Origin of the sequence: Pseudoroseomonas sp. WGS1072 (genome assembly GCF_049340465.1) — a bacterium.
In the GTDB taxonomy this organism is placed as follows: domain Bacteria; phylum Pseudomonadota; class Alphaproteobacteria; order Acetobacterales; family Acetobacteraceae; genus Pseudoroseomonas.
The window spans coordinates 2,234,480-2,253,662 of record NZ_JBMPSU010000001.1 but is presented as its reverse complement, the minus strand read 5'-3'; the positions used below and the strand labels follow the sequence as shown (position 1 = coordinate 2,253,662).

Below are 19,183 nucleotides of genomic sequence, written 5' to 3'. Positions count from 1 at the left end.
GCCGCGCCGCGCCTCAGTTCTCCAGACGGTAACGCGCGTAGATCAGCCCGCGCGCCTCGCTCCAGTCGGCCGAGCGGTCGTAGCGCAGCGCCGCGCCGAGGCGCAGCACCGGCGTCACCTGGTACTCGGCATCGGCCCGCAGCCCGCCCGTGAAGCCGGTCTGGGACTGGCCGGGGTAGTAGGCGCTGACCTGGCTGTCCGCCCGGGCGCGCGCCTCCATATAGGCCTGCGCCCCCGCCTCGGTCGGGAAGATCGGCGCGCGATCCTCCCGCCAGGAGGCGAAGCCGACCGTGCCGCCCAGGCGATAGGAGAGCGCGCCGGAACGGGCGCGGTAATCCAGCGGGATGGTCGCCGCCATGTAGGATTGCGGGCTGTAGTAGCCGCCATGGCCGATGCTGAAGAAGCGCAGGTTCTTGTCGTAGGACTGGTAGAGCAGGTCGAGCCCGGTCACCAGCTCCTCGTCCGGGCGACGGAACAGGGCGTGGCTGAGGCCGGCGCCCGCCTCGACCCGGCTGTTGTCCGCCACGCCATCGCCCTCGATCGTCGAATAGCCGCCGCCGACATAGAAGTTCGTGTCGCCGGAGCCGAACTCCACCTGCCCGCGCGCGGTGTTGCGCACCACGCCACCCCAGACGCGGCCCGTGGTCGCGTCGCGCATCCCGGCCCAGGACAGCATCGAATCGGTCATCGCCCGGCGCTCGCCGGTGACGCGCAGCCGCGCCCCGCCGCCCAGCGCCGGGGCGAACTCCACGCCACCCACGACATTCTGTTTGCGGAAACCGAGCGGCGTGCTGCCGACATCGGCCGAGAGATTGTCCCGTGTATAGGCGAGGCCGACCGACACGCCCGAGGCCGAGGTGTCGCGCGGCAGGAACTGCCGGGCCTGGCTGGCCGGCAGGGCATTGGTCGAATCCCGCGGCAGCCCGGCGTTGAGCAGGACCTCGCCCGCGGCGGCCTCGGTCAGCGCGTTGCTGCCGAAGCGCTTCAGGCTGCCGGTGTCGAGCGCGAGGTCGCCCGCGTCGATGGCGGTCGGCCGAGCCCGCAGCGCGATGCGCCCGCCGATGCCGCCCACCGCGGTCGAGACCTCGGCCTCGCCGCTGAACTCGGTCAGCCGGTCGAGGCCGGACGAGCCGGTGCGGCTGCGGATCACCGGCCCGGCGGTGATGCGGGTGCCCGCCTCCTCCCTGGCCACCGCCAGCTCACGGTCGATCTGCTCCAGCAGCGGATCGGTGGCCGGCATGGTGTAGCCGCCGCCGGCCACGGAAAGGCCGGCCCCGGCCAGGGCCACGCGGCGGAACGGGTTCTCCACGCCGGAGGGCATGGCGGGCGCCGCGGCGGCCGGCGCGACCGCCCCGGCCATGCCGCCGCCCAGCTGCGCCCGGCGCTGCTCGGCGGCCAGCTCGAGCGCCCGGCGGGCGCGGCGGGCATCGCCCGAGGCGCGGGCCAGCCGGGCCTCCATCATCGCGGTGCGCGGATCGTTCGGGGCGAGGGAACGGGCCTCGGCCAGCAGGGTCTCGGCGCGGCGGCGGTCGCCCAGCGCGATGGCGGCATCCAGCGCCCCGGCCCTGGCCTCGGCGTTGCCCGGGTCGCGGCGGAGCACCGCCTCGGCGATGCGCAGCGCCTCGCGCGGCTCGCGCGCGCCCTGGTAGAGCCGGGCCAGGGCCAGGTTGGCGCCGGGATCCTGCGGGTTCTCGCGCAGCGCCGGAACCAGCTGGTCATAGGCGGCGGCCTGATCGCCGGCCTCGTTCAGACGGTCGCTGGCGCGCACGGCGAGGCCGCCCCGCAGGCCGGCGACCCGGCGCCGCTCGTCGGCGGTCAGGCGACTGTCCTGCGCCAGGTCGGCGACGACCAGCCCGGCCTCCTGCTCCAGCCCGGCGGTGAGCAGGGCCTCACCCAGCGCCAGCCGCCCGGCCGGCGGGGCGCCGCGATTGACGGCGCGCGCCACCCGCGCCGCCTCGGCCGCGGCGGCCCGATCGCCCAGCCCGGCCAGCGCCTCGACCACCAGCCCGGCCGTCTCGCCCGAGGGGTCGGGGCGCGCGGCGAGGCTCATCAGGCGGCGCCGCGCCTCGTCCGGCCGGCCGTAGCGCGCCGGCTCGGCGGCGGCCGCGACCTGCTCCTGCAGGCGGACGCGCTGCAGCAGCCGGTTCTGGTCGGCGCTGCGCAGCCGCGCGGGGATGCGCTCGATCCAGCTGGCGGCGTCCTGCGAACGCCCCTCCTCGCTGGCGAACAGGGCCGCGGCGTGCACCGCCTCCGGCTTGCCGGTGGCGGCCAGCTGGTCGACCAGGGCGCGGCCCTCATAGGCGGAGCCCTGCCGCGCCAGCAGCCTGGCCAGATCCAGGCGAATCCAGGGATTGTCGGGATCGGCCTGCGCGGCCGCGTGCAGCAGGGCGACGGCGGAGGCCGGATCGCCGGCGCGGCTTGCCTCGGCGCGCAGCCCCTCGGCCCGCTGGGTGGCGAGACTGGCGGCGAAGCGGCCGCCGCGCTGCTGCGCCAGCTGCTCCGCCTCGGCGAAGCGGCCCTGACGTTGCAGCGCCTCGTAGAGACCGGCCAGGGCCGGCGCCAGCTCGGGGCGGCGCGACAGCGCGGCGCGGTAGCGCTGCTCGGCGCCCGCCGGATCGTCGCGACGTAGCGCCAGATCGCCCAGCAGCACCTCGGCATCCGGCCGGTCGCCCCCCTCGCGGCGGGCCATGCGCTGCAGCAGCGCCTCGGCCTCCTCGACCTGGCCCCGCTGGATCAACGCCCGCGCCTGGGCCATCTCGACCCCGGCGCTGGCGCCATCCAGGGCACGGCCCCATTTCCGCCGGCCCTCCGCGGGATCGGCGGCGATGGCCTCGGCCAGCAGGCGCCGCGCATCCGCCGTCCGGCCCTGGCGCTGCCGGACCAGGCCCAGCCCGCCGGTGGCATCGGCATCGCCGGGACGCTCCGCCAGCACCGCCTCGAACGCCTGCGCCGCCTCGGCCAGCCGGCCGGCATTCAGCGCCGCGAAGCCGCGCACCCGCGCGGCCCCCACCTCGTCCACCGAGCCGGGGGGCGGGTTGCGTGCCTCCTCCAGCCGCTGCCGCACGGCGGCATCGTTGGGGTTGCGCCGGAGATACTCCTCCAGCGCAGGCACCGCCTCCGGGTTCGGCCCCTCCCAGAGCAGGGCATCGCGCAGCGCCGCATTGGCGGCGGTGGCGCTCTCCGGCCGCTGCGCGAGGTTGCGCAGGCGGCGCTCTCCCTCGGCGCGGGAGGCCTCGCGATAGGTCAGGATCTGCGCATAGGCGAGGGCCAGACGCGTGTCGTTGGGCCGCTCCTGCGTCAGCCGCTCCATGGCCTGGCGCGCCTCGGCATAGCCATCCGGCGTGCCGGCCAGCGTCTGATAGTACTCGATCGCGTAGGAATCCGGCGGCACGGTGCCGCCGAAGATCTGCCGGTAGCGCGCCAGGGCCTGCGCGGCCTGGCCCGACTGGGCCAGGCGCCGTGCCTCGGCCACGGCGGCCGGGTCGGCCATGGCGCCGCGCACCTGGCGCGAGGCGGCGGACAGGCGTGGATCGGAGGGCGCCAGCTGCCGCAGCCGGGCGAGGTAGCGGTTCGCCCCGGCGCTGTCTCCCGCCCCGGCGGCGGCCTCGGCGGCCAGGGTCAGCGCGTCGATATTGTCCGGGTCGGCCTGCAGCAGCCGCTCCAGCGCCTGCAGCGCCCGGTCCGACTGGTTCTGGCTGCGCCAGTAGCGCGCCTGCTCCAGCAGGACGGCGAGGGCATTGCCGCCCTCCTGCGCCGCGGCGGGCCCGGGCGGCAGCAGGGGCAGCAGCGTGGCCGACAGGGCAGTCGCCAGCAGGCGGGCGCGGAGGCGGCTCATTGGGTCCGGGTCCTGAGGCGAAGCGCGGCGCGGCGGCGCAGCAGCCAGTAGGTGGGCATGGCGACCAACACGGCCGCCACCAGGGCCAGCAGCAGCAGCATGTCCGGCCGGCTGCCCAGCCAGTACTGCGGCCAGAGATAGGGCGGCAGGTGGCCGAGGGTGTAGGTGGCGCCGATCTTGTAGGAGGTGACGCGGCCGCCGCTCGCCAGCGCCAGGTCGCCCTGGATCGCGGAGAGCTGCTGCGGATCGCGCAGCGCCGCCAGCATGGCCTCCATGCCTTGCGGATTGGTGCCGCTCAGCGCCACCACGGAGCGTCCGGCGCTGAGCGGGCTCTCGAAGCCGATCAGCATGCCGGTGCCCTCGCCCGGCGAGGCCAGGCTGGCCTCCAGCCTTTCCCGCTCGGCCGGGCGGCTGTCGCCCAGGAAGAGGTTGCGGAAGTTCTCCAGCGCCGTGGGCAGCGAGACGGCGATGCGGTTGCCCTCCACCTGCAGCGGGCTCCGCCCGCCGAGCAGCGAGGACAGGGCCGGCTGCCGCCCCAGGGCGCCGATCACCAGCAGGTCACGTCCGCTCACCTGGCTCAGCGCGCCCGGCCGCACCACCTCGATCCGGGTCGCGGCATGGCCCACATTGGCGGCCATCTTGCCGAGCAGCGTCAGGAAGGAGGAGATCTCCAGCGTGTTCGGCCGGTCGGGCAGCACCGCGGCGGTCGAGGAGAAGTCCGCCATGGTGCTGAAGGGAAAGCCCGAACCGGCGAAGAAGGCGAGGTTCGGCATGGCCGCGAAGCGATGCGCGCGGCCCAGGTCGATGGTGCTGTCCGGATCGATGCCGGCACGCACGTCGCTCGGGATGGCGACGCAGTCGCCCCGGTTGAGCGGGCGCATGTCGAAGCGCATCTGCAGCTCGTTCTGGCCGAAGATCAGGTAGGGCGGCAGGCCGACCTGCCCCTCCCCCACCTCGGCCGGCTGGCCGAGTCCGGTCTGGCGCGCGAGCCAGCTCCAGGGCCAGGTCGGCTCCGCCTCGCGCAGCGGGATCGAGCGCAGGTAATTGCCGTTCAGCGCGGTGTCGAGGCGAGAGACCGAGACGTCGGTGATCGGGCCCGGCGGCGCGCGGAAGCGCAGCTGCACCGGCAACGGCCGGTCGCGCCAGGTGTAGATGTCGGGCGCGGTGCGGAAGGGCACGGCGATGGTGCCGCCGGAGAAGCCGTAGCTCTGCAGCTCGGAGGGATCGACCAGCTCGCCGAAGCGCATCGGACGGTCGTCGCGGATCCAGCGCGGCGCGTCATAGGGCTTGCGCGGGGCGAGCTGCGGCGGCTCGACGCGGGCGATCTCGCCCGCCAGCCCCTCCTGCCCGACGGTCAGGCCCTGGGCGGCGGCCACCGCCTCGGCCGGGGTACGGCCGCCGACCACCAGCAGCACGGCATCCGGATCGGCCGGGTTCGGCACGATGGCGAGCGTCGGCCCGTCCAGCCGGGGCAGGGCGAGGCCGGGAATGCCCTCCGGCCCCGCCACCAGCACCATGGCGTTCCCGCGCGGCGGCACGGCGCTGCTGACCGGGAAGTTCGCGCCCCGGTAATCGGCCTGCACGGCGAACCAGGAGCTGGCGATGGCGGCGGCGCGCAGCAGCTCGTTGCCGGCGCCCTCCGGCAGTACCACAGGCAGGTTCAGCGCCTGGTTGCGCAGCCGCGCGTCGAAGAAGGGTTCCGGCAGGCGGGCGAGATCCCGCCGCAGCGGCAGTTGCTCGATCGTCAGGTGCAGCGCCGAAAGGTCGGAGATATTTGCCCAGAGCAGACCCGAGAGCGGGTCGTTGCACTCCACCGCGTAACGGCCGGTGAAGCGGAAGTTCAGCCGGTTGGCATCGGTGAAGAACACCGGATTGATGGGAAATTCGAGCGGGCCGAAGCTCGGCCGCGCCCGATCCGGGGTGACGGCGGCGACGAACTGCTCGTTCAGCGTGATGGCGATCTGACTGAGCTCGGGGATCAGCGCTGGGCTGCTGGCGCCCTGCAGCACCAGCTTGGCGCCGGTCACCACCTCGTTGGCGCGCAGGCCGAAGAGCACGCCCTGCAGGTCGTTGGTGCCGCGCAGCTGCATCGGCCCGGTCAGGCCGAGCTGGCGCAGCGTCCGCGTCTCGACCCGGGCCTCGCTGCCCGTCGCGGCCAGGGCCGGCGGGCTGGCGGGCGCCGGGGCGGGCTCGGCGACCGTCTCGGGGGCCGACTGGAGCGCGGCCGGGGATTGGGGCGGGGATTGGGGGGGGGGCTCGGGAGCGGCCGCGGCCGGGGGCGCGGGCGGCGCCCGGCGTTGCGCGGCGGCGGGGAGCGGCGCCAGGCCAAGGCCGAGGCCCAGGCCCAGCAGCCAGGCCACCGCGGCGATGCGGCGCGCCTTGCCGGTGGGCGGCGGCACCAGCCGCTCCGCCGGGCGCGGGGCGGCCACGGGCGCGGCCTTGGCGATGGCGGAGGCGGCACGGGCCCGGGCGCGGCGCTCACGCCGCCCGCGAAGCGAGATCTGGCTGTCGCCGCGGAACAGGCCGGTGATGCTCACCGCCACCTCGAACATCGCGCGCATCGGCCGGTCCCGGCGCACATGGTCCCAGTCCAGCCAGGCATCCGCGCGGCCAAGCACCGTGCGGACGATATTGCCCTCGTCCATCAGATCCCTCGGGGTGAAGCGCAGCTGCAGCCGGCCGGCATCCCAGCGCAGCGTCGCGGCCGGAATGGCGACGCGGTCGGCGCCCAGTTCGAACTCGATGTCCAGCGGCCCGGCGGGCACGCCATCCTCCGGCAGAGGCACCGCCAGCGCGGCGCCGCCGAGCGAGAGGTTCTCGCTGCGGCCGGCGACGCGGCGGCCATCCGGCAGCAGCACCACCACCGGCACCACCGCATGCACGCGGGCGCGCTCGCGCACCTGCCGCCGCTCGCGCCCGACGGCGATGCCGGCGGCCACCGTGACCAGCGACAACACCACCCAGATCGAGTTCAGCGCGTTGGCCTGGAACTCCAGGCTGCCCCATGGATTGGTGAGCATGCCATAGGCGCCGGACAGCAGCCCGAGCATCAGCACCAGGGCGAGGATGAAGTTGGCCGAGACGGCGCGGAAGTCGAAATAGCCTTCCTGCAGCGTGCCGCCCTTGTCGGTGACGTTGAACTTGCCCTTCTTCGGGTCGAACAGCGTGGTCAGCACGACGGGCAGCAGGTAGAGCGCCAGCACCGTCTCATAGATCTCCGACCAGAAGCTGTGCCGCACCTTGCCCTGCAGGCGGCTGTTGGTGCCGACCGAATGCACGATATGCGGCCCCGCATAGGCCAGGATGGCGAGCGGCGACGCGGCGATGATGCTCTGCCCGAAGAGCAGGAAGGCCAGCGGCGCGGTGAGGAAGACGAAGCGCGGCAGCGGGAAGAGGAAGTGCCACTGGGCGTTCAGGTAGCAGAGCCGCTGGTAGAGCTTCAGCCCGGGACCCAGCAGCGGGTTGTCGACGCGGAAGATCTGCACCATGCCGCGCGCCCAGCGCATGCGCTGGCCGATGTGCGAGAGCAGGCGGTCGGTCGCCAGGCCGGCCGCCATGGGAAGGCGGAGATAGGCGGTGCGCCAGCCCAGCCGCTGCATCTTCAGCGAGCAGTGGCAGTCCTCCGTCACCGTCTCGGTCGGCACGCCGCCCACCTGCAGCAGCGCGGTGCGGCGCAGCACGGCGCAGGAGCCGCAGAAGAAGGTGGCGTTCCAGAGATCGTTGCCCTGCTGCACCAGCCCGTAGAAGAGCAGCCCCTCGTTGGGGATGCGCTTGCCGGAGGCGAGGTTCCGCTCGAACGGGTCCGAGGAGTAGAAGTGGTGCGGCGTCTGCAGCATGCCGATGCCGCGGTCGCGCATCATCCAGCCGATCGAGAGCTGCAGGAAGGACCGCGTCGCGACGTGGTCGCAGTCGAAGATGACGATGTACTCGCCCGAGGTCTTGGTCAGGGCGTGGTTGATGTTGCCGGCCTTGGCGCCCTTGTTGTCGGGGCGGATCATGTAGCCGCAGCCGATCTCCTCGGCGAACTTGCGGAAATCCTCCCGCCGCCCGTCATCGAGGATGTAGACGTTCATCTTCTCCGGCGGCCAGTCCATCGACAGCGCGCCGAAGACCGCGGGCTTCACCACCTCGAGCGGCTCGTTGTAGCTCGGGATGAAGACGTCGATGGTGGGCCACTGCTCCGGGTTGGCCGGCAGCGGCACCGGCTTGCGCTCCAGCGGCCAGAGCTGCTGGAAGTAGGACAGCAGCAGGGCGATCACGGCATACATCTCGGCCAGCAGCAGGCCGGTGCCGAGGAAGGTGCCGATATAGCCGGAGTAGTCGAGCGTCTCGGTCAGGCGCCAGTAGACGTAGCGCATCGAGACCAGGCACGAGAGCGCGACCAGGACGAAGAGCGCCCCCCGGCCGCGCGCCCGGCCGATGATGAGGAAGGCCAGGAAGCCGGCCAGGGCCAGCCAGGCCTGCTGCTCGGGCTCGAGCGGCGCGACGATGAAGATCAGCCCCAGGAGGCCGCCGAGGGAGGCCAGCAGGATGCCGAGCGCGGGCGAGCGCGCCAGCGTGCTCCGGAAGAAGTACTTCATGCCCGCCACCCGGCCCAGGCCGGCGCCTGCGGGGCCGCCTGGTGCGGCGCGGGCGGCTGCGGACCATAGGGCTGGGCCGGAAGGGCATGTCCCGGCGGTGCCTCATGGGGCGGCGGCGCGGGATAGGGCGGACCGCCATAGGGTGGCGGCGCCGGCTGGGGCTGGGCGAAGGAGGGTGGCGTGAAGGGGGGCTGTGCGAAGGGGGGCTGCGGGAAGGCGGCGGCGGGATGGACCGCCGGCTCGGCCACCGGCCCCTGCGACAGCACCGCCAGCGCCTGTGCGATATGCTGCAGGTCCCGTGCGGCAGCGGAGGCCGGGGCCACCTCGCGCAGCGGGCGCATCTGCGCCAGCGCCTCGGCCAGGCTCTCATCCTGACTCACCGCGCCCAGCAGGCGCGGCCCCAGATGCTGCGCCACGGCCTCGGCGGCGGTGCGTGACAGGCGGGACTGCATGGCGACGCCGTTCAGGACGAAGTGCAGGCGGTTGGCGAAGAGCGCGGTGACGGTGCCATGCCCCAGGAAGCGCCCGCTCTCCACCTCGCCCAGCATGGCGGCGCTGATCGCCTCGCTGCGCAGCACGGTCACGATGACGGCGGCCAGCGGCGCGGTCAGGGCCAGCACCTGGCTCGGCCCCGGCGGCAGGTCGGCGATCACCGTCAGGTTGGGATCCGCCAGCATCTCGCGCAGCGGCTGGTGCAGCAGGCCGGGATCCTGCTCGAGCATCAGGGCCTGCTCGAGCGAGGCGCGCAGCGGCATCGCCCCATGCGGCAGCAGCATCAGGCCGTTCGGCATGCGCCAGATCATCTGCCGCCAGTCGGGGCGCCGCGCCAGCGCCGCCATGAAGCCGCCCGGCTCCGCCAGGGGCAGGCCGAAATGCAGCCGCGCGGCATTCTGCGGATCGAGGTCGAGCAGCAGCACGGGACGGCCCGACTGCGCCAGCATGTCGGCCAGGTTCGCCGCCAGCGTGGTCTTGCCGACGCCGCCCTTGGGGGATGCGAAGATGATCAGAGGCATGTTCTGTCCTCAGGCCTGGCCGGGCTGGCGCAGCCCGCGGAGCAGTTCGAGTGTACCGTTGGGCATGGCGCGGGGCGGTGCCGGCACCGCCGTCTCGGGCGGCGCCGGGATGGCATGACCCGTGCCGAGCGCCGCCAGCAGGCCGCCCTGCGCCGGCGGCGGGGAGGCATGGAGCTGCGCCAGCAGGGCCGGGCCGCCGGCGGGGGCGCGGCGGTGCTCGGTCGGGGCCGTCGGCGGGGCGCTCAGTGCCGCCAGACCCTGGCGGATCAGCAGCGGCAGGGCCGCGGGCGGGGACACGGCCTGGGAGGCGGGCGGAGGAAGCGGAACGGCAGGCGGCACCGCCTGCAGATACGGCGGCGGACCGCCGGCGGGCGGTCTCGCGGGGACAGGCGCCAGCTGCGCCATCAGCGGAGGCGTCTCGGCGGTGGCGGCGGCGAGAGGAAGGGAAGCCGCCGGGGCCGGGGGCTCCGGAGCCGGTGTCCCGGCGGGCGGCACCTGCGCATCCGGAAGGGGCGCGGGCGAGAGAGACCGCCGCACCGGCAGATTGCCATAGGAACGGTAGCGCCAGAACGGCATATGCAACATCGACGCGATTCGATCCACATCCGCGTCCTGTTTCGCGCTCATAAGCCCCTCTAACACAGCCGTTGCGGGAATGTATTGTGATGAACCCTAGGAGGGCTAGAGTTTTCGTGCGAATTTCCAGCATCATTCAACCAGACGGTGAATCCGCGGCGGCCAGCAGGACCATCACCCGCAGGATCTCCGGGTAGTACTGGTAGGGCCTTTCCGCCTTGAGCAGGGGGCCGCCGCCGGAGCCCTGCCCGGTGCGGACCGCCACGAAGCGCGTCACCGCCTGCAGGCCGGGCGGCGCCGGATAGGGCGAGACGGCATCGCTGGTCAGGTCGGCCCAGACCGGGACATGCCGGTGGGCGGGATCGGTCCAGAAGCGGGCCGCCGCGCGGCAGACCGGCTCCTCCGCCAGCCCCGCCCAGCAGAGATAGAAGGGAACCCGCAGGGCATCGTAGGAGAAGCGGGGCGGCCAGCGCCCGGGCAGGCGGAGCGCGCCGCTGCGCCGGTCGATCTGCAGCCAGTCGGGCGCCAGGTTCCAGCGGCCGAATCGCGCCTGCCGCAACAGTTCCAGCCCGTCCGCCGCCAGCCGCAGCCAGAGCGGGTCCGGCACCGCGCGGGCCAGCACGCCGAGCAGCGGGAAGGCGTAGTAGGAGGGGTTGACGATGATGCTCTCGGCTTCCTCAAAGCCGTGCAGGCCGGGCAGCAGCAGCACCCGACCGGCGACCTGCCGCACCAGCAGCCGCAGCACGTCCTGCGCCATGGCGCCGCCGGCCTCGGCATAGCGTGGCTCGGCCCAGCGCTGCGCGGCCAGCAGCAGGGCGGCGGCGGCGAAGATGTCGCCGTCCGTGGCGTTGTTGCGGTCGGCCACCGGCTGCGGCGCGCCCGGCTGGAAGCGCCAGGCCAGCAGCCGGTCGTTCGGCCGTGCCAGGGTGCGGCGCGTCCAGTCCCACAGCCGGTCGAAGCTGGCGCGGTCGTCGCAGCGCTCGGCGCAGAACATCGCCCAGCCCTGCCCCTCGGAATGCGAGATGCCCTGGTTGCCGGTGTCCACCACCCGGCCCTCGGGCCGCAGCAGCGCCTGGCGGAACTGCCCCCAGGCGGCGAGCCCTTCCGGCGGCGCCGCCGTGCCGGCGCGGGGCATCCCCGGCGTGGCCCGGGCCGGCTCCGGCAGCGCGGCCAGCGTCAGTCCGCTCAGCAAATGCCGTCGTGTGGGGGTCGGGACCATGCCGGCAGGCTAGGCCGGCCGCCTTTCAAGACCATGAATCGGCGGGGGCCCGCCGCCTCAGCCCAGCCGCCTTCAGCCCGGCCGCTTCAGCCCAGCAGCCAGTCGCGCAGCAGGGCGGTGCTCTCGGCCGGCCGCTCCATGGTGGGCAGGTGGCCGGCCCCCGGCAGGCGGGCCAGCCGGGCGTCCGGAATGCCCGCGGCCATCTCCTCGGCCAGTTCGGGCGGCGTCAGCACGTCCTGCTCGCCCACCGCCACCAGCGTCGGCACGCCGATGCCGGGCAGCATGGGCCGCGAATCCGGCCGGTGCAGGATGGCGAGCTGCTGGCGCAGGAAGGCGTCGCGCCCGACGCGGTCGGCCATCGCCCGCACCTCCGCGCCGAGCGGTCCGGCGACGTGGTCGGGATGCAGCAGGCTGGGCAGCAGGCGTGGCGTCACGCCCCTGAACTGGCCGGTGCGGGTCAGCGCCATCAGGCCACGCCGGCGGCGTGAGGCCTCCTCGGTGTCCGGGCGGGCCGAGGTGTCGAACAGCGCCAGCCGCGTCACCCGCTCCGGCGCCTGGCGCAGGATCTCGAAGGCGACATAGCCGCCCATCGACAGGCCGGCCAGGGCGAAGCGGGGCGGCGCGGCGGCCAGCGCCCGTGCCGCCATGCCGTGCAGCGTGTCGTCGCGCGTCAGGTCCGCCACCTGGCAGGCGGCGAGGCCGGCCAGGCCGGCGACCTGGTCGCGCCAGAGGCGCCCGTCGCAGAGCAGGCCGGGCAGCAGGAGGAGATCGTGTCGCGCGGGCATCACCCTCCTCCGCTACCCCGCCCTCCGCGCGGCCGCAAGCCGTCGAGAACCTTGCCAAGCCGGGCCGGTCGGCGCATATCCCCGTGACCATTGCCGGAGAGAGGGCTGCGCGGGCTCCGCGCGGTCGCCGGCACGCATCCCGCCGCATGTCCGGCGAAGGAACCGACTGCCCTTGAGCGATCAGCCCGATGCGGCCGCGCACCGCGTGGCCGAAGATGAGTATTCCGACGCCCTGACCACCCCGGCCCCGGTTGCCCCGGCGCCGGCGAATGCCGCCGCGCCGCACCCGGACGGGTCCGTGGCCGTGGCCGCCGCCGAGCCGCCCGACCCGGAGGATGGACCGGGAGAGGAGCCAGGGGAGACGCCGGAGGCCGGCCCGCGCGCCGTCTTCGCCGATCTCGGCCTGTCCGAGGCGCTGCTGCGCGGCGTGGCCGAGGCGGGCTATGTGCACCCGACCCCGATCCAGGAGCAGGCCATCCCGGTCGTGCTGATGGGCCGTGACGTGCTCGGCTGCGCCCAGACCGGCACCGGCAAGACCGCCAGCTTCGTGCTGCCGATGATGGACATCCTGGCCGGCTCCCGCGCCAAGGCCCGCATGCCGCGCAGCCTGATCCTGGAGCCGACGCGCGAGCTGGCGCTCCAGGTGGCCGAGAACTTCGTCAAGTACGGGCAGCACATGAAGCTGACCCATGCCCTGCTGATCGGCGGCGAGAGCATGTCCGACCAGCGCGACGTGCTCGACAAGGGCGTGGACGTGCTGATCGCGACGCCGGGCCGGCTGCTCGACCTGTTCGAGCGCGGCCGCGTCATGCTGGCCGATTGCAAGGTGCTGGTGATCGACGAGGCCGACCGCATGCTGGACATGGGGTTCATCCCCGATGTCGAGCGCATCGTCTCGCTGCTGCCGCCGCTGCGCCAGACGCTGTTCTTCTCGGCCACCATGGCGCCCGAGATCCGCAAGCTGGCCGACGCCTTCCTGCAGAACCCGAAGACCATCACAGTGTCGGCCCCCGCCTCGGTGGCGACGACCATCACCGCCGGCCTCGCCTTCGTGCAGCCGCACGACAAGCGCGAGGCGCTGCGGCGGCTGATCCGCTCGCAGGACGTGCAGAACGCCCTGATCTTCTGCAATCGCAAGCGCGATGTGGACGTGCTCTACAAGAGCCTGTCGAAGCATGGCTTCGCCGTCGGCGCGCTGCATGGCGACCTGCCGCAGTCGGTGCGCTTCGCCACGCTGGAGAAGTTCAAGGCCGGCGAGCTGCGCCTGCTGGTCTGCTCCGACGTCGCGGCGCGCGGCATCGACATCGGCGGCCTCAGCCATGTCTTCAACTTCGACGTGCCGTTCCGCGACGAGGACTATGTCCACCGCATCGGCCGCACCGGCCGGGCGGGGCGGGAGGGCCATGCCTTCACCCTCGCCACGGCGGATGACGTGAAGCTCGTCGCCGCCATCGAGGCGCTGACCGGCAAGCCGATCCCGCGCATTGAGATCGAGGGGCTGGACACCGTCTCCGCCGAGGAGCTGGCCGAGGCGGCGAGCGCGCCGCGCGGTGGCCGGGGCCGGGGCCGCAGCACCGGCAAGGGCCGCGGCGGTGACAGCCGGGCCGGCGAGGGTCGCGGCGGGGATCGCCCCCGGCGCGAGGCCGGCCGAGGCGAGACGGGCCGGAGCGAGACGGGCCGAGGCGAGACGGGCCGAGGCGAGACGGGCCGAGGCGAGACGGGCCGCGACGAGGTGCAGCGGCGTGGCCAGCGCCGCCCCGGCCGCGGCGAGGCGCCGCCGCCGCCGGTGGTGGCCGAGGAGGCCGCGCCGCCGCCACGGCCCGAGCGGGCGCCCCGCGAGGAATGGCGCGCCCCGCGCGAGGATGGCCGCCAGGACCGCCGCCGCGACCATGCGCGCCGCGACCGGGACGATCTGGGCCCGGCCGTGAAGGGCTTCGGCGATGCGGTGCCGGCCTTCATGCTGATCCCCATCCCCCGCCCGCAGCGCGATACCGGCGCCGACTCCGGCGGGGGCCAGGAGGCCGCTGCCTGAGACCCTTCCCGGGGAGAGATCCCCGGGGGGTTCCCTGGAGAGAGGGCGGCCGTGCCGCCGCGCGCTCCGCCGCCCGGTTGCCGAGGCGCGCGAAGGGCGCCAGATTGCGCGTGATCGGATCTCGGAACGGTCCCGCAGACCCCATTCGGAGGAGGCGCCCTTCCGCTGGCCGGAGCGGGCGCCGCCTCCCGCCGACCCCAGCCGCTGGAGAGAAACGCCATGAACGCCGTGACCCCATCCGCCCGCCCCGCCTTCGTGTGGGACGACGCCCTCCTGCTGGAGGACCAGCTCACCGAGGATGAGCGGATGATCCGCGACGCGGCGCGCGACTACTGCCAGGGCAAGCTCTTCCCGCGCGTGCTGGAGGCCAACCGGCACGAGGTCTTCCACCGCGAGATCATGAACGAGTTCGGCGAGATGGGCTTCCTCGGCGCCACGCTCGACAGCCATGGCTGCGCCGGCGTCAACTACGTCTCCTACGGGCTGATCGCGCGCGAGGTGGAGCGCGTCGACAGCGGCTACCGCTCGGCCTTCTCGGTGCAGTCCTCGCTCGCCATGTTCCCGATCTGGGCCTATGGCACCGACGCGCTGAAGGACCGCGTGCTGCCGGGGATGCAGAAGGGCGAGCTGGTCGGCTGCTTCGGCCTGACCGAGCCCGATGCCGGCTCCGACCCCGGCTCGATGCGGACGCGGGCGAAGAAGGTCGATGGCGGCTACCTGCTCTCCGGCTCCAAGACCTGGATCACCAATTCCCCGATCGCCGACGTCTTCGTCGTCTGGGCCAAGGACGAGGCCGGCGACGTGCGCGGCTTCGTGCTGGAGAAGGGTGCCAAGGGCCTCTCCGCGCCCAAGATCGAGGGCAAGTTCTCGCTGCGCGCCTCCACCACCGGCATGATCATGATGGAGGAGGTGTTCTGCCCGGAGGAGAACAAGCTCGACGTGAAGGGGCTGAAGGGCCCGTTCTCCTGCCTCAACCGCGCCCGCTACGGCATCGCCTGGGGCGCGCTGGGCGCCGCCGAGTTCTGCTGGCACGCCGCGCGCGACTACACCATGGAGCGCAAGATGTTCGGCCGCCCGCTGGCCAACACCCAGCTCATCCAGAAGAAGCTGGCCGACATGCAGACCGAGATCACCCTCGGCCTGCAGAGCGTGCTGCGCCTCGGCCGGCTGTTCGACGAGCACCGCGTGGCGCCGGAGATGATCTCCCTCTGCAAGCGCAATTCCTGTGGCAAGGCGCTCGACATCGCCCGCGTCGCCCGTGACATGCACGGCGGCAACGGCATCGCCGACGAGTACCACGTGATCCGCCACGTCATGAACCTCGAGGCGGTGAACACCTACGAGGGCACGCATGACGTGCATGCCCTGATCCTGGGCCGCGCCCAGACCGGGCTGAACGCCTTCGGGGCCTGAGCGCCCGGACCCGGCGGCGGCGGCCTCCCCCGCCCGCCGCCGGGTCCGCTCCTCTCCGGTCCGGCCTCCCGGCCCCTGCCCCGTCCCTGCCCGGACCCATGACCAGCACCGATCTCGACATCACCGGCCTCGGCGCCGGCGGCGACGGCCTCGCCCGCCTGCCGGACGGCACGCCCTGCTTCATCCCTGGCGCCCTGCCGGGCGAGCGCGTCCGCGCCGCGCCTGGCGCCCGCCGCGGCGAGGGGGTGGCGGCGCGGCTGGAGACGCTGCTCGCCGCCTCACCCGACCGCGTCGTGCCCCCCTGCCCGCATTTCGACCCGCGCGGCGAGGCCTGTGGCGGCTGCCAGATCCAGCACTGGGCCGGCGCGCCCTATGCCGCCTGGAAGCGGGCCCGGCTGGTGGAGGCCCTGTCCCGCGCCGGCTTCGCGGACCCCGCCGTGGCGGAACCGGCGGTCACGCCGCCGGCGACGCGGCGGCGCGCCGACCTGGCCCTGCGCCGCGGAGCGGACGGCGCGGTGGCGCTCGGCTTCCACCGGCGCGGCGCCGCCGCCATCGAGGATCTCTCGACCTGCGCCGTGCTCGACCCGGCGCTGGTGGCGCTGTTCGATCCGCTGCGGGCGATGCTGCGCGGCCTCGGCGCCTTCCGCCGCGAGGGCTCGGCCCTGCTGAACCTGCTCGACACCGGCCCCGATCTGCTGCTCCGCCTGGACGGCCGGCCGGGCACCGCCGACCGCGCCACGCTGGCCGCCTTCGCCGCCGCCCAGGGGGTGCCACGCATCGCCGCCGGGCCGCTGAAGGGATCGGCGCAGGAGACCATGGCGCAGCTCGGCCCGGTCTCCATCGGCTTCGCGGGGGTGGCGGTGGCGCCGCCGCCGGGCGCCTTCCTGCAGGCGACGCCGCAGGGGGAAGCGGCCATCGTCGCCGCCGTGCTGGAGGGACTGCCGAAGCTCGCCGGCCGCGCGCGCATCGCCGAGCTGCATGCCGGGCTCGGCACGCTGAGCTTTCCCCTCGCCGCGCGCGCCCGCGTCACCGCCTATGAGGGCGCGCCGGAGGCGGTGGCGGCGCTGGATGCGGCGGCGCGCCGGAGCGGTGGCCGTGTCACCGCGGTCCGGCGCGACCTGGCGCGGCAGCCGCTCTCGGCCAGGGAGCTGGAGGGCTTCGCCGCCCTGGTGCTGGACCCGCCCTTCGCCGGCGCCGCCGAGCAGATGCCGGCGCTGGCCCGCAGCGGCCTGGCCTGCATCGTCTATGTCTCCTGCAACCCGGCGGCGCTGACGCGCGATGCCCGGCTGCTGGCGGCGGCCGGCTGGCGGCTGGAACGGGCGGTGCCGATCGACCAGTTCCTCTGGTCCGGCCAGCTGGAGGCCGTCGTCACCTTCGCGCGCGGCCGCCCGGGATGAGGCACGCCCAAGCGGGCGAATGGAAGCCGGCGGCGAGGGCCCGGCAGGGGCTGGCCGCCTTCTACGGTCACGACTCATAACTAGTAGCTGACAATGGCAGCGAACTGGACAGCGGCCAGGAGGCAGATTCCGCAGCGGCACGCTACGCGGCTTGTTCGCGAGGAGTGGTGCTAGGCGCTGCCATTGCCGGTCCGTCAGCCAGACCTCTCTCCGCTCATCAACGTTCCCTAGGCACAGCCGCAGCCAGAGGGAAGCGCCACGGATTCTTGTAGATCGAGCTTGTTTATAGGTCCCGATCAAAGTGGCGGTCACATCGCAAACGATACCTAAATTCTCGTTGATAATTCGCAATCATTTTGCTTTAAACATCCATAGCCCAAATGGATCAAAGGAGGGATGAATGTGGCACCCTGTTGCTGGAGCATTTCTTCTGGCGGTGCTGGCTGTGTCTGGATGTTCTCAGAGCACAAATCAGAGTCCCGGTACGCCCACACCTTCGTCTGGAAACGTATCTTCTTCGACAACTGAAGATTGGGATGGCACTTGGGTTGGAGAAATTTCGGGTGGAGCATCTGTTCGTGTCGATGTTCGGAATGGTCAAGTAACTCGCTATGCTTTTCGTGGCCGCAGCCACCCTATCCTCAACTCGAACTTAAGTGGTGGTACTTTGACAACTTACCTGCAAGGAAACATTGCCGCGCAATTTAGGCTGACAAAGAATACCGCCGATTCCCTAAACTTTAGTTACAACAGCAGCGGCGGCGGCATGGCAACTGGGACCCTCTTTCGCCGCATTACAGCCGCTCCGGCTTAAAAGGGGTCGGCCGAACCGGGATCGGCGGCCGGTCCCGTTCCGGTGTCGCGCAGGTCCCGCAACAGGGCGGCGACCTCGGGCGTGTCGCGGCGATCCACCAGGCCGAAGCTCGGCTGCCGCGCCCAGATCACGAAAAGCGCGTTGGCGAAGACCGGCGTCGCGGTGGCGGCGAGGTCGCGCAGGAAGGCGCCGCCCAGGGCCGGCAGCCGCTCCTTGCTCACCACCACCCAGTCCCACGCCTCGGCGCCATCGCCCGGCGGTCGCGCATAGGGGATGATGTCCGGCAGCCGGGCGGCGAAGAGGGCGGGGGCGAGAATCCGGTCGCGCGGCAGCACCCGCTCGACGAGGAAGCCGGCGGCATCCTCCCAGAGCGGATCGCCGGCGGGGAAGTCGGGCGGGTCGGCCCGGTCCTCGCCGCGCCGCAGACGCAGCCGGCGGCGCGCCTCGGTCAGGGCGGCGGCCTGGGGCGGCGGCAGGCTGCCCTCATCAAGGCCGTCCAGCAGGGCCTCCGCCGCCGCCTCCGACGCCTCGTCGAGCAGCCGGTGCGCCCGCTCGATCCGCAGGCCGGGCGCGGTGTTCCCCGCCTCGATCGCCTGGCGCACCAGCCGCGCGGCGGCCGCCTCCCCCCGCCGGCGGCGCAGCGCGGCGGCGAGGTTCTCCACGTAGTCGGCCGAGAGCAGGCGGCCCTGGCGCAGCCCGTGGCGCAGCGCGGCGATGTCCACCGGCCCCTCCAGCGCGGCCCGCAGCAGCGGCGCCAGGGCGCCGGCCTGCAGCACGAAGCGCAGGGAATCATGGTTGGCGAAGGGCGTCGGCACCGTGACGACCGGGCCGGCGGCGCGGATCAGCGCGGCGTGCCGGGCATCCTCGGGAAAGAGCGGATCGTGGAACAGCAGCGCCTGGCCGCGCAGATCGCCGGGCCGCAAGCGCATGCCGGTGTGCAGCGCGGCCTGGAAGAAGGCCTGGCTGCGGCGCGGATCGAAGGCGCCGACATCGGCGGGGCTGATGGAATACTGCGGGGCGAAGGCCAGCACCACATCCGCCCGCAGCCGGGCGGCGTGCTTGAGCGCGGCGTAGGCGCCCATGCTGAAGCCATAGAGCACCACGCGGCGGTGCGCCGCCAGCAGGGGCTCCAGCCGCGGCGACAGCAGCGCCATGTCCTCCTCGGGGAACCAGCTGTCCCGGTGGTCCACCAGGCCCAGCAGCGAGGCGCCGAGCCGGGCCAGGAAGGCACGGCCCCAGATGGCGCGCTCGGCCTGGCGCGGCGCGAGGGAGACGATCAGCCCCTCGCCGCCCGGCTGGTAGAGCGCGGCGACGCGGCCGGTGTCGTGCAGCAGGGTCGCGGTCGGCGGTGCGGACAGAAGCAAGCGAGGATCCCCGGGGCACAGGCAACCAGTGAGAGCAGGACCTGGATTCAATGCCCGAAGGATTATCATGTTTTCATACGGTACCACCGCTCATTCACGCCCCGGCCCGCCCTTGATCCCATGCCCCCGGGTGCCGACCTGCTGTGCGCCAGCAC

The 19,183-nt window shown here is 73.5% G+C and carries 10 protein-coding genes; 3 read left to right on the top strand and 7 right to left on the bottom strand.

Annotated features, from left to right (window positions below):
- Positions 1–13: 13 nt before the first annotated feature.
- From ACF3NH_RS10705 to ACF3NH_RS10680, 6 genes are all read right to left on the bottom strand, one after another.
- Complete coding sequence (locus tag ACF3NH_RS10705) at positions 14–3,835, bottom strand: cellulose biosynthesis protein BcsC (protein ID WP_422922797.1); 3,822 nt, start codon at positions 3,833–3,835, stop codon at positions 14–16.
- Positions 3,832–8,415: a UDP-forming cellulose synthase catalytic subunit gene (gene bcsA, locus ACF3NH_RS10700; protein ID WP_422922796.1), complete on the bottom strand. Its 4,584-nt coding sequence runs from the start codon at positions 8,413–8,415 to the stop codon at positions 3,832–3,834. Before bcsA ends, ACF3NH_RS10705 begins: the two co-directional genes overlap by 4 nt.
- A complete protein-coding gene (bcsQ, locus tag ACF3NH_RS10695; RefSeq protein WP_304621602.1) occupies positions 8,412–9,428 on the bottom strand; it encodes a cellulose biosynthesis protein BcsQ in 1,017 nt (338 codons plus the stop codon). The genes bcsA and bcsQ overlap by 4 nt, the downstream gene beginning before the upstream one ends.
- Positions 9,429–9,437: 9 nt before the next feature.
- On the bottom strand, positions 9,438–9,725 hold the full coding sequence (locus ACF3NH_RS10690; RefSeq protein WP_198366252.1) for a hypothetical protein: 288 nt from the start codon (positions 9,723–9,725) through the stop codon (positions 9,438–9,440).
- A gap of 415 nt (positions 9,726–10,140) precedes the next feature.
- On the bottom strand, positions 10,141–11,223 hold the full coding sequence (locus tag ACF3NH_RS10685) for a glycosyl hydrolase family 8 (RefSeq protein WP_422922795.1): 1,083 nt from the start codon (positions 11,221–11,223) through the stop codon (positions 10,141–10,143).
- Between the two features lie 86 nt (positions 11,224–11,309).
- Positions 11,310–12,008, bottom strand: coding sequence for an alpha/beta fold hydrolase (locus ACF3NH_RS10680; RefSeq protein ID WP_422922794.1), 699 nt, complete (start codon positions 12,006–12,008; stop codon positions 11,310–11,312).
- 490 nt (positions 12,009–12,498) lie between these two features.
- On the opposite strand from ACF3NH_RS10680, the gene ACF3NH_RS10675 reads away from it, so the two are divergent.
- From ACF3NH_RS10675 to ACF3NH_RS10665, 3 genes are all read left to right on the top strand, one after another.
- On the top strand, positions 12,499–14,040 hold the full coding sequence (locus ACF3NH_RS10675; protein WP_422924773.1) for a DEAD/DEAH box helicase: 1,542 nt from the start codon (positions 12,499–12,501) through the stop codon (positions 14,038–14,040).
- 219 nt (positions 14,041–14,259) lie between these two features.
- The gene (locus tag ACF3NH_RS10670) at positions 14,260–15,453 is read left to right on the top strand and encodes an acyl-CoA dehydrogenase (protein ID WP_422922793.1); all 1,194 of its coding nucleotides are present in this window, start codon (positions 14,260–14,262) and stop codon (positions 15,451–15,453) included.
- A 98-nt stretch (positions 15,454–15,551) separates the two neighbouring features.
- Complete coding sequence (locus ACF3NH_RS10665) at positions 15,552–16,850, top strand: class I SAM-dependent RNA methyltransferase (protein ID WP_422922792.1); 1,299 nt, start codon at positions 15,552–15,554, stop codon at positions 16,848–16,850.
- A gap of 810 nt (positions 16,851–17,660) precedes the next feature.
- Here the strand turns inward: ACF3NH_RS10665 and ACF3NH_RS10660 are convergent.
- Positions 17,661–19,028 carry a hypothetical protein gene (locus ACF3NH_RS10660; RefSeq protein WP_422922791.1) on the bottom strand — a complete coding sequence of 456 codons (1,368 nt, stop codon included), beginning with the start codon at positions 19,026–19,028 and terminating at the stop codon, positions 17,661–17,663.
- Positions 19,029–19,183 lie beyond the last annotated feature (155 nt).